8 protein-coding genes and 2 pseudogenes are annotated in these 12,304 nt (G+C 38.9%); 2 read left to right on the forward strand and 8 right to left on the reverse strand.

The features are described 5' to 3' along the window. Positions 1-299: 299 nt before the first annotated feature. Positions 300-1,856: pseudogene (locus DVW83_RS10330) on the reverse strand (glycoside hydrolase family 43 protein). Here DVW83_RS10330 and DVW83_RS16125 point away from each other — a divergent pair. Then, a pseudogene (locus DVW83_RS16125) lies at positions 1,856-1,996 on the forward strand (ABC transporter ATP-binding protein); the annotation flags it as partial. The pseudogenes DVW83_RS10330 and DVW83_RS16125 overlap by 1 nt on opposite strands. Positions 1,997-2,006: 10 nt before the next feature. Here DVW83_RS16125 and DVW83_RS10335 read toward each other — a convergent pair. The 4 genes from DVW83_RS10335 to DVW83_RS10350 form a co-directional block, all read right to left on the reverse strand. Beyond that, positions 2,007-2,219 carry a hypothetical protein gene (locus tag DVW83_RS10335; RefSeq protein WP_104661827.1) on the reverse strand — a complete coding sequence of 71 codons (213 nt, stop codon included), beginning with the start codon at positions 2,217-2,219 and terminating at the stop codon, positions 2,007-2,009. A gap of 192 nt (positions 2,220-2,411) precedes the next feature. Continuing rightward, positions 2,412-3,038 (reverse strand): hypothetical protein, encoded by a 627-nt coding sequence (locus tag DVW83_RS10340; protein ID WP_104661828.1) that lies wholly within the window; start codon positions 3,036-3,038, stop codon positions 2,412-2,414. Between the two features lie 454 nt (positions 3,039-3,492). Then, positions 3,493-3,834, reverse strand: coding sequence for a YlbF family regulator (locus tag DVW83_RS10345; protein ID WP_104661829.1), 342 nt, complete (start codon positions 3,832-3,834; stop codon positions 3,493-3,495). Positions 3,835-3,899: 65 nt separating this feature from the next. Further along, a complete protein-coding gene (locus tag DVW83_RS10350; protein WP_104661830.1) occupies positions 3,900-6,071 on the reverse strand; it encodes a PBP1A family penicillin-binding protein in 2,172 nt (723 codons plus the stop codon). A 206-nt stretch (positions 6,072-6,277) separates the two neighbouring features. Here DVW83_RS10350 and DVW83_RS10355 point away from each other — a divergent pair, with 206 nt between their 5' ends. Beyond that, entirely contained in the window at positions 6,278-7,132 is an 855-nt protein-coding gene (locus DVW83_RS10355) for an RluA family pseudouridine synthase (RefSeq protein WP_104661831.1), read from the forward strand. A 206-nt stretch (positions 7,133-7,338) separates the two neighbouring features. Here the strand turns inward: DVW83_RS10355 and DVW83_RS10360 are convergent, their stop codons facing one another. The 3 genes from DVW83_RS10360 to DVW83_RS10370 are packed head-to-tail and all read right to left on the reverse strand — an operon-like array spanning position 7,339 to position 12,187. Then, on the reverse strand, positions 7,339-8,202 hold the full coding sequence (locus DVW83_RS10360) for an ROK family protein (RefSeq protein WP_137239345.1): 864 nt from the start codon (positions 8,200-8,202) through the stop codon (positions 7,339-7,341). Positions 8,203-8,205: 3 nt separating this feature from the next. Beyond that, positions 8,206-10,887 carry an alpha-mannosidase gene (locus DVW83_RS10365; RefSeq protein WP_104660740.1) on the reverse strand — a complete coding sequence of 894 codons (2,682 nt, stop codon included), beginning with the start codon at positions 10,885-10,887 and terminating at the stop codon, positions 8,206-8,208. Between the two features lie 10 nt (positions 10,888-10,897). Further along, complete coding sequence (locus tag DVW83_RS10370) at positions 10,898-12,187, reverse strand: glycoside hydrolase family 125 protein (RefSeq protein ID WP_104660739.1); 1,290 nt, start codon at positions 12,185-12,187, stop codon at positions 10,898-10,900. Positions 12,188-12,304: the final 117 nt, after the last annotated feature.

Genomic DNA, 12,304 nt, shown 5'->3' on the forward strand with positions numbered 1-12,304 from the left:
AGTTATTTTCGATTTCGTTTTTAGAAATCTTTCAGCAACTCGTATATCATAACTTATCTCTTGTTATTTGTCAAGAACTTTTTCGAAGTTTTTCTTGATTAGATCAAGCTTTTCAACAGGTTCTTTTCAAACGACTTAGTTATCTTATCACGTGCTTTTATGTTTGTCAATGAATTTTTCTAAATAAATTTCATTGAAGTTTTCACGTTTCAGCAACGTTGTTTACTTTACCATTAAAAAAATAAAAGGTCAAGTTAAAAATAAATTTTAACTATACCTTATTTTTTCTTCTTATTCTTTTAATCTCTACCTTTGTATTCAAAGAAAGAAAAATCTGCGTAGCTGCCTTTCTTTTTATTGAGATCATGGACCCCAACTCCAACAAAGTTCCCTGTAAAGCCTCCAAATAAAGTGGTCACATCTTTTGCAGATCCTACCACTTCCCACCGTTCACTCTTTTTTCCTTCACTTGGAAGAAAGCCTGAGTATCCTTCACATCAACTTTTAAATAGACTTGCTCTCCATGTAAAGGAATTGTCCAAGTATCTAAATACATTTCTCCTCTCACTGATTGGATCAAACGCAAGCATTTCCCTACCATTTCATCTCAAGTAACGTAGCAATAGTAATAATTTTCTTCATTAAGATATAAGGTTAATCCGGCCATCTGGTTAAAGTGTGTTGGTTCAAACTCAAATGCGGTAGTCACTTCAAAAGAAAAATCTGTTTGACTTATAGCAAGCAAATGATGATCAAATGTAGAGTGGATCGATTCTCCAGCGTGGATTCTCAAGTAGCCCTGACGACTATTTGCATCACACCATGTACGTTCTGGTAGAATACGACGGGTATTCTATATCGGACTGATATCTCGTTCAAAAGTATCCAAAAAATGATGATTTACCTGTTGTTCGACTTTATCTACTGTCTGAACTATCGTATTTTTTTGTGGCGAATTCCTCTCACTCTTTAGACGCAACCAGTGATCCTCTGTCCAATATACCTCCTGAATAGTTATTTTCCGCCCTAAAATCGTTGCATCTTTTAGAGGTCTTGTACAGAGATATGCCATATACCACTTTCCATTCTCCGTTTGGACTAAACTACCATGACCTGCGCACTGTAGAGAAGAATCCGCTTTATCACTTGCTGTTAATATTGGTGAGTTGGGGGCTAGTTCATAAAGACCGGTTATTGCTTTACTCCGACAGACAGTAACCGAATGCCCTCTTCCCGTTCCACCTTCCGCCGTTAATAAGTAATAATAGCCATTTACAAAATACAGATGTGGTGCTTCTGTTTTTTGCAAGAATAGTACCAGAAAATATTGGGTAGATTTCGCCTATTAGCGCCTCTTCTTTAGGATCATATTCTTGCAAAACAATTCCTGCTGATTTATTAGGAGTTTCTATCCGATAATCCCACTGTCCATTTAAGAGCCATTTTTTTCCTGTGTGTATGTCATGAAACAAGGAAGGATCAAAACCACTGCTATTTAAATAAATTGGATCGGTCCATCGCCCATTGATATCTTTTGCTGTTATCAAATAATTATGCGCATCTTTAAAAGGGCGAGCAACACTTTTTACATCTGTAAAAACAAAGTAGAATTGTCCATCAGCATAACTAAGTTGCGGAGCCCAGATACTGCCGTTCGTTGGATTCCCCTTTAAATCTACTTGGTGGTGCAAGATATCTGTTACATAATGCCAATTGACTAAATCTGTAGATCCATAAACTCTTGCACCTGGCAACCACTCAAATGAAGAGAAAACAATGTAATACATGTCATTGACCCTCAAAATATTAGGATCTGGATTAAATCCTCTTAAAATAGGATTTTCAACTTTTACTATTTATTGTTGCCCATCGACTTTCTACCATCAAAGAAGCAGATCGCATCATTGTGATCGAGAAAGGAAAAATCATCGAAACTGGCACCTACGAAGAATTAATGGCTAACAAGGGGGATTTTTATCAGATGCAACATGAATAACGAAAAGTACTTATTTACGTTTTCGTATTCCTTTGTAGATAGCAAAAGGCACAATGATGACACAAAATAAGATAATGATGTCTATCAGGTATTTTTCATCAAATACAGAAGAAACTACTTGGGCAGTTGTCAAAGAATAAATTGCTGGGAGTAAGAGAATCGTGAAAAGATATGACCCGATGATTTCCCAAAAATCTTTCCAAGAAAATTTTTTATTTTTCATTCTGATACACCACCTTACTTTAAATCGTCAACTGAATCTTTAAACGAGAATCATCTGGAAAACTATCTCTAGTATAGCAGATACACCTTGATAGTTAAGAAACAAACCTGTCTTTCCAACTACTTTCAGCATAAACAAAAAATCTCTGCATACAACGATCAATTGTTATCGTCTATACAGAGTTTTTTTGTTTTATCTTGAATCGGAATCAACAGAACGGACAAGAGTAGCTCTTTGCTTAATCTGCAATTCTTTGACTGCTATCCCATGAAGGATCACAGTTTTTCTGGAGACTCCACTATCTGAACGTTGCGGTATTTTTCTTAGATCAATCCTCTTTTTTGGTGGCTCAGACGTTTGGTGAGAAGTGCTTGAGTGCCGTTGCGTATTTGATCGCCCCATCGGGTATTCTGACTGTTCAGACTGCTGGTTCTGATTTGCTTGCTTCATTTGATGATGAGTTTGCCAAGCTTCTTTACAGGATTTAAAGTAGTTCACATGTTGTTCTACTCGTTCGTTGAGTTTAGTATATTTATTTTTTCGTATGTATTTCATCAGAAAGTTCTTCTTGTTTTGGCACCTTTTAGAAACTTCTTTATTTAAACTAGCTAACCAATTAATACTGCTTTCATAGTTGGTAAAGCTATCCACAGTCTGCTTCTGTGCATACTGACATGCGGCATCTTGTACCGTATTTTCCAGTTTCATCAGATACGTCAAGAGTGTTTTAGTCTTAGATTTTTCGCATAGTTCCGTCATTCGTTTGGAATTAAAGCATGGCGTATTCTCAATACCTAAAAAATATTTTTCCTGCTCCATCGCTAGCTCCCCTTAATATTCTGTATTTTAGTTACTATCTAAGTAACCATAGCAAAAAATGTTGGAGAATGGTGGCAATCGCAGAACTCTTTTTTCTTCAAACGAAAAAAATAATCTTCCCTCATAATTGCTCATTGAAGCAGTCAAAACAATAAACGTATTTTCTCTACTTCTCACATTTTATACCTCATGTTTCGACCATCTTAAAATCTGGAAAAGCCGTTTTTCACGTTAAATTCATTCAAAAAAAAGCGTGGGACAAATCTAAAAATCAGGTTTGCCACAGACTTTCGAATAAACGGCGACCAAAAGTCAGGTTTTTCGGAAATTTCGAAAAAAACGAGCAATACAAAAAGCGTATTGTTCGTTTTTCTCTCCAATTTCTCAAACCTAAACGACTTTTGTCTCGACCTATTTTTCCATTCTTAGCTTCAGTCCATACTATTCAAGACTTCTATTCACTATATAAATCTCTGACTGGTGTCATGATGATTCGGTTTAAATCATTAATGATCGTGCTGAATCCTTGTTCTTTTTGCATCAAATCATTGATGACTTCTTCTGCTTGGATTTTCATTGCCATCTCTTGGGCTTTGGCTGCGTCTTCATCACTGAATTCTTGGCCGCTCATTTGTTTTTCTTGCAATTCGATTTGCATTGCTTGGAAATCTTTAAACAACTGATGCGCTTCTTCATCGGCTTTTACTTTTTCATAAGCTTCTTCCAAAGCCTTGAATTCTGGTAATTCGCGAATTTCACGTTCAATTTGATTTGCGCTATCATAAATATTTGACATAATTAGCCTCTTTTCTTTTTTTATTCCCTATTATTGTAACATTTGTTTATCCGTTTTCATAGAGTCTACTCTCCTTGGTATTTACGCCAAAGATCCTTGGCCGCTTCTCCGATCCCTTTGACACCATCTTTCACTAGATCGCCAAATTTTTTCAGGCCATCTTTTGCCTGCTCACCATACTGATTCAGGTTATCTTGCCACTGACTCGTTTCTCCGTTAGATTGCGTGTCATTGTTCACTTGATCGGCAGCAACGACTTGTCCGCCTGTGGCATATGCATCCGCTACACTAAAGCTACTTTTATCCGTGTAAGGAAGGATCCCTTCTGCTGCTGACTTGAAGACTCTCCCGACAACATTCCCACTGGTACCTTCTAAATAGTGGATCTCACTCGATTCTTCGTATCCCATCCAAGTAGAAATCACTACGTCAGGGGTATATCCTACGATCCATTGGTCGTTGGCTTTGGTAGAATCAAAGTTGGTTTCAGTAGTTCCTGTCTTTCCGGCCACTGTATAACCAGTTGGATTTGCCGCAACCGCTGTTCCATTTGAAAATGTACCCAAAAGCATACTTGTCATTTGATCAGCCGTTTCTTCAGAAATCACTTGTTTTGGCTTTTTGCTCGTATTGTCAACGATCACTGCACCAGTAGAATCAACGATTTTAGTGATTAAATGTGGTGTATACATTTTTCCTTTATTGGCAAAAGCACTATAAGCACCTGCCATCATCAATGGTGATACCCCTTTTTCCAGACCACCTAATGCCAGACCATAGTATTTGTCTGATTTTGATAAAGGTAACCCAAATTCTTCTGCTTTGTCGTATCCTTTTTGCAAGCCAATCTCATGAAGCAACCAAACAGCTGGCAAGTTCAAACTATTGGCGACTGCTTGATACATTGGAACACTACTTTGATACGTTCCATCAAAGTTATGCGCATCGTAATACGATTGTGGTTCATCTCTCAACACACTTGATGGTGTATAACCTGCTTCTAATGCAGGCGCATAGACACTCAGCGGTTTGATCGTTGAACCTGGTGATCGTTTCATTTGCGTGGCAAAATTGAAACCACGAAAGACATGTTCCCCACGTCGTCCAACTAGTGCTTCAACGCCGCCACTTTGTGGATCTAAAGCAACGGAAGCGGATTGGACCATTGCGCCATCTGCAGCATTAGCTGGGAATATGGCATTATTTTGATATGTTGTTTCTAATTGTTTCTGATAGTCTTGATCCAATGCGGTATAGATTTTATAGCCTTTATTCATCACATCCGCTTCATCTAAACCATACTCTTTTACCGCTTCATCAATGACCGCATCAAAATAATAAGGGTAGCGATAACCCGATTCAGAATTATCATATGTGTCGTTGAGGTATTGACTGATATCGGTTTGACTTTCTGCTTGATATTGTTCTTTTGTCAGCTTCCCATTTTCTTCCATTACACTTAATACGGTATTTTTTCGATTGTTTGCATTTTCCGGATGATCAATCGGATTATAGATTCCGGGACCTTTTAACATTCCCGCTAAGGTTGCTGCCTCAGAGATCGTTACCTGGCTTGCATCAACGCCAAAGTATTTTCGTGAAGCGTCCTGTACTCCCCACACTCCATTACCGAAATAGGCATTGTTCAAATACATCGTCAAAATTTCTTCTTTGCTATACTTCTTCTCGATTTCAATCGCTAAGAAAAGTTCCTTTGCTTTCCGATCAAAGGTTTGGTCAAGTGTCAAGTACGCATTTTTTGCAAGTTGCTGTGTGATCGTGCTTCCGCCACCACCGGATGTTCCTCCGGATAAAACCATTCTCACCGCTGCTCTGGCAATCCCTTTGATATCAAATCCATGGTGCTGGTAAAAATTTCGGTCTTCTGTTGAAATCACCGCATCTTGTATATGAGGGGAAATCGCTTGTAACTCGACATACGTTCCTTTTTGTGCATAAAGTGTTCCTGCTTCTTCATTCTTTTTATCATAAATAACTGTTGACTGGCTTAAGCCAGATTTCAGTGTCTCAACATTTGCCTGTTTTGCTAAAATAAAAAGATAGATACTGGTGATCAATACAACAATAAGCCCGAGTAATAAGATGACTTTATTGATGTGGTATTTTTTCCAAATCCGTTTTCGCCATCGATGAAACTGTCCGAGATAAGGTCTGATCCATTGCCAAAAACTGATCAAAGCAGCTTTTATTTTCCTTAAAATGCTTTGAAAATCCATAGTTACTTCTCCTATCTTTTTGATTCAATTGCCTTATTTTAACACAAGTTATTTTGTGTTACTTCCTGCTTAAGATGTATAAAATCGACTTTTTGCAATCGTGCCGTTAGTTTAGCATACCAAATGTCAGAAATCGTTCATTTTTTTCTTAAATATATTTTAAAAATGATACAATGAAACTGCATTTGACTAAAAGGAGTAAATTTATGGAAATCACGATTACCTTACCTAGCAACCATCCTACAACAACCGTTCGAGAATTGTTAGAGCAAGAATGGCTTGTTCCAAGAAAAGTCCGCCATTTCTTACGAACACGACGGAATGTTTGGATCAATCAAGAACCAGCCTTGTTTCATTTTGAAGTTCACGGGGGCGATCATATCACCTTACGTTTCGAGGAAATAGACTACCACCATCAACAAATTCAGCTAGGAGTGGCAGAACATATCCATCCATTATATGAAGATGATCATTTGATCATCCTCAACAAACCTGCTGGAATGAAAACTCATCCCAATGCGCCTACAGAAAATGATACCTTGCTCAATCATCTGGCTGCCTATTTAGCAGATAAAGGGCAACAGCCATATGTCGTCCATCGCTTGGATAAAGAAACAAGTGGCGCTATTTTATTTGCCAAAAACCCTTTTGTTTTGCCCATTTTAGGAAGAATGTTAGAACAAAAGAAAATCTACCGGCGCTATCAAGCAATTGTTTGGGGAACGATCAATCATGACTTGGTTCTTCAAGACAAAATCGGGCGTGACCGTCATGATCGAAGAAAACGAGTCGTCGATAACAGAAATGGCCAAACCGCGCTGACACGTGTGACAGTCAACCAAGTAAGTCATGGGCAAACCCAAGTCTATTGTGTATTAGAAACTGGTCGAACTCATCAGATCAGAGTACATCTGGCAAACTATGGTCATCCGATCATTGGTGATCCGCTTTATCAAGAGCGTCCTGATAAACGTCTAATGCTTCATGCTTTAGAACTGCATATGCCCCACCCATTCACTCAAGAAAAAATCATAGGAACAGCAACCCCTGGTCTATGGTAAAAAAAGAGTCTGGGACAAATCTAAAAATCAGGTTTGCCACAGACTCGCGAATAAACGGTGGCCAAAAGTCAGGTTTTTCGGAAATTTCAAAAAAAAAAAAACGAGCAATACAAAAAACGTATTGTTCGTTTTTTTCTCCAATTTCTCAAACCTAAACGACTTTTATCTCAATCTCGGTTTCATTTTAGAGGACAGAAATCCTCTGATTATTTTATTTGAGCTAACTCATGCTCTGCTAATAACAAACTACCGATGATGCCACTCTCATTAGGTAGTTCCCAACGAACGATATATTCACTGACTGGTGGTGTTTCCATATAACCACCCATCAGTTCAGCAAATTGTTGACGGATTTTGTGAAGCAAGTGGTCCTGATTCATGACACCGCCACCTAAAATGATCTTTTCAGGAGCCAAGGTTAGTGTATAGTTGACTAAAGCTTGCGCAATATAAAAAGCTTGCATATCCCAAACTGGATGATCTTGAGGAAGGTCTTGGCCTTTGATCCCCGTGCGTGCTTCAATGGAAGGTCCAGCGGCTAATCCCTCTAAACAATCTTTATGGTAAAGACAGGTTCCTTCATACGTATCGTCTGGATGTCTCTTGACCCAAATATGCCCCATTTCTGGATGCGCAATCCCTGAAAAGATGTTTCCATTCATCACTACGCCTGCCCCAATTCCAGTTCCAACAGTCAAATAAATACAACTTTTTTTGCCAATAGCCGCGCCTTTCAATAATTCACCATAAGCTGCAGCATTCACATCTGTCGTCCATGCAACTGGAATATCATAATGGTCTTTGATGCTCCCCAAAAAATTGTAATTCGTCCAACCTTTTTTTGGTGTGGCTAAAATATAGCCATAGCTATCTGTATTCTTGTCAATACCGATAGGACCAAAAGAACCGATGCCCATCGCTTCTAACTCATATTGATCGAAAAAGTCAAAGACTTGCTTCAATGTTTCTTCCGGCGCTGTTGTAGGAATACTGATTTTTTCTACGATAACGCCTTCATCAGAAACCGCACAAACAAATTTTGTTCCACCTGCTTCTATCCCACCATACATTTGCTATTCCTCCTTAAATCCGATTGTCCGAATTTCATAAGGCTTAAGATCTGGATCAACCGTTTCTTCCCACGTTTCTTCAAGTAGATTCAACAAGTGTCCAGATTGACCATTTTTTTCTATCTGTAGTTTTTCTAAATGACTAGACATATTGAATCCTCTTACTACTGCTTTATCACTAAATTTGCTCCGTTTCAAAGCTGTAATTGCAAATGTTTCACCTGTACAAGATAAGTATTGATTTTTTTGTGGAAGTGTTCCTTTTTGTTTTGCTAATTGTTTTGTTGAGAAAGGAATCTGGGCAGTATAGGCATGCTGATAGCTAACGAATTTTTCTGCCGTTGGCTGTACTTCGATACTATAGTTAAATTGGTGTTTCCCTAAACATTGTGCCTCAGGAGTTGGGAAATATCCCCAGTCACCTAATTCACCTACACAACGTAATAATGTCAAAGCAATCACACCGTCATCGACAATCTCATATTCATTCAGTCCATAGTTTCCAATTGTTACACCGTACGTTTGATCCTCTAAGTGAGTAAATGCATGTTGGTGTTGTGGATTCGTAGGATTTTCCCAATCTTTTGCGACAGTATTAGGACGCGTGACTACTTCAAAGATACTATCTGCCTCATGTTGTTCCACATGTAACTTTGTCGGGAATAAGACACGCAAACGGTGGTCTTTCATTTGATTATCCACAGTTGTTTCAAAATCGATTTTCTTGCTATTTTTTCTTAAAGTAATCAGTGTAGTCAGCTCTAATACCGCTGTTTCTGTGGAACGTCCTGCTTTTCTATGCCGAAATTCGATGACCATTTCTTGTTCTTTTTCTAGACGCTCATCTGCCGCAACTGGGATCACCATCTCTTGCGTCAATCGGATTTGTGCGAGTTCTTTTGTATCGGTCACGATTTCAATTGTACTATTGCTTATTTCTTTAGATAAAATCGCTTGGTCATTCTCAGGTTGTTTGAAAATATATTCATTCCCAACATCTCCCACATCTTCAAAAACTAATAAGTCGTCTAATATAACCCCAGTACCTTTGTCTGTCAAAGTGAGTGTCCCATTTGACTGGATCTCTAACTGAACTTGATCATTTTTCAGCACTCGTCCAGCATCTTCGATCAGCGTACCTGCTTGTTCTTCGGCCGCCCCTTCAACTAAAACAAATGTTTCCCAAGAAAAAGCAGGCATTTCAGTTATAGGTAAACGAATTGTGATCGTTCGTGCCATATATGGTACCCTAAACCGATCTTTTGGTAAGTCATAGCCAAACGCGACTTTCTCTTCTGAGATCAATGCAGATAATTTTTTCCCGTCGACTGTTTCGACATGATACACTTTCTTTGGTCGCTGTTCCAATTCCACATAAAGTGCTTCTGGTATTCCTTCTGCAAACCGTTTTCTTTCTAATTCGATGCTGACTTCTGCTTCACCTGTTTTAGGCGATCCAGCAGTATTGAACACAACAAATGGATAACTAGCTTCTGGTAATCCACTCGTATCGATTGCTTCGCCTAGTTGTCTTAGTGCTTCATCTGCCAGATACTTTCCTACTTCATTGGCTTTTTCAAATCGTGTGATCATTTCTCGATGCACAGAATCGACGGAACAACCGCAGATGCTGTCATGAGGATGATTTTGCATCAGTGTCTTCCAAGCATAGTCTAGTTGATCATGCGGATACTCTCCTGTTACCTCATACGCCATCGTCGCCAACGGTTCTGTAATATTTTCAAGTTGTCTTTGGACTTTTGTGTTCCACTGTTTCAAGTATACTCGTGCTGAAGCTGTGTTTGCCAAAGTGTACCATCCATCCGTTTCTTGACTCGTCAACTCACCTTCAACAGCCCCCAGATCTTTTGGTAGATCTTTTTGGACTGCCTCAAGATAATCCACAAAGTTAGAATGGACGAACTCATAATCAGGATATAGTTCATTTGCTAAACGGATTGCTTTTGATATATCTTTTTGAACTGGTTGATGGTCGACCCCGTTCATCATCAAAAGATGATCTGTCGAAGCATACTGTTCTGCGTCTGACAGTTTTTGCTTCCAAAAAACTTTTGCTGCTTCTTTTTCTGATGGTATTTCATTACCATTACTATACCAGTTCGCAAAAAGCAACCCAAAAATCTCTGTTTGATCAGGTCCTTTCCACCACATCTCAGAATACTGCGAAGAGTAATTTTCCGCTTCTAATACTTGATTATCAAATCCAATCGGCTTAACACCTCGCCCAAATGCGGCTGCCTCTAATCCAGCTTGTTTCATCATCTGCGGTGTTTGTCCCATATTGCCAAAGGTATCTGGGAAATAACCAAGCATGATAGGTGTTCCCCATTTTTGACTTTCCTCCATACCAATCAGCATATTGCGCACATTTGATTCTGAGCTGATCAAAAAGTCATCTTGTAAAATATAGAACGGACCGATCCGTAATTTTCCTACCGTGATTGCTTGCTGAACCAACTCTCTCTTTTCAGGTCGAACTTGCAGATAATCATCCAGAATAATCGTCTGCCCATCAAGATGGAAACTATTGAATTCTGGATCTTTCTCGAATAATTCCAGAAGATCATCCATTAATTCAACCAATCGCATGTGATGTTGTTCGTACGCCATGTACCACTCTCGATCCCAATGACTATGAGAAATGATATATACTTTCTTTTTCATGTGCTTCCTCCTATTTCGCTACTCGAATATCAAAATAATCCATGACTAATTCACAAAACATCATATTTGCCCAAGAGAACCATTCTCTCGTGTAATTTTGCGGGTTGTTCACATCAAAGCCTTCGTGCATCAAGTGTGTCCCCGCATCTGTCGCTACTAACAAATCTAAAATCCGTTCTTTTTCTGCTTTATCCTCAGTCGTCATCCCTTCCATCGCCAAAGCAATTGGCCAGATATAGTTTTCAGGTGTGTGGGAAGAACCTATTCCCTTCGCATATTCTCCTTCGTAAAAATATGGATTCTCTTTACTCAATAGAGTCGCTCTGGTTGCAAGGTACTGGGGATCATCCATCGAACCATAGCCTAGATATGGCGCAGAGATCAGATTAGGTACATTGCTATCATCCATGATCGATGTATTTCCTAAACCATCCACTTCGTAAGCGTAGATTTTTTCCCCATTTTTATTTTGTGTATAGGCAAAATCATCAATGCCTTGTTGGATATCTGTCCTTAATTTTCTCGCTTCTTTTACCAATGCTTCTTCTGAAAGAATGTTTGTAAAGATATCTTCTATATACTCTAAGACCACAACAGCAAACATATTGGAAGGAACCAGATAGCCGTATTGGCATGCATCATCACTAGGACGGAACCCTGACCAAGTCATGCCAATCGGCGCAACTTTGGTACCGCGCCCATCATTTACTAAAGTATCCTCTTTGCGTGTCGTGTCACGCACAAATATATAAGGCGATTTTTCATGGTCCTGTTCTGTTTTGAAGACGCCTAATATTTTTTTGATACCTTCTACAAAAGAGGTATCGAATTGATCTGTGCGTCCTGTATTTTTATATAATAGGTAGGATAATTGCACCGGATAGCATAAGGAATCGATTTCATATTTTCGTTCCCAGATCCAGTCATTCATCTCTGTATGATCGTTTTGGTGGCCCGCCCCATTCGCCTCTTCGTTGAATGCGTTCGCATAAGGATCGATATTGATGTAATTGAACTGTTTCTTAACTAACCCACTGATCATGTCGGCTAAATCTGCATCTTCTTTTGCCAGTACAAGGTATGGACGTACCTGTGCAGTAGAATCACGTAGCCACATCGCAGGAATATCGCCAGTTAATAAGAAAGTCGTTCCATCCTCATGACGTTTTACAGTCGTTAACAGTGTATTCGCAAATGCCGCAGAAAAGTTTTCCGCCCAATCCGCATGTTTATCTCCGCATTTTTCTGTTATTTCTTCCATAAATTGTTCAACTGAATTTGGTATATCTTTATAAGCCATTATTTTCCCTCTTTCCGGTTTGGTATATCACAAACGAATTATACCTCTCTATCAGAAAAATGTCTACGCTTTCAAAATGAGATTTTTCTTATTTACTTTTCCCTTTTTTATGCTATC

Origin of the sequence: Enterococcus sp. VV15, assembly GCF_005236045.1 — a bacterium.
Taxonomy (GTDB): Bacteria; Bacillota; Bacilli; order Lactobacillales; family Enterococcaceae; genus Enterococcus_B; species Enterococcus_B durans.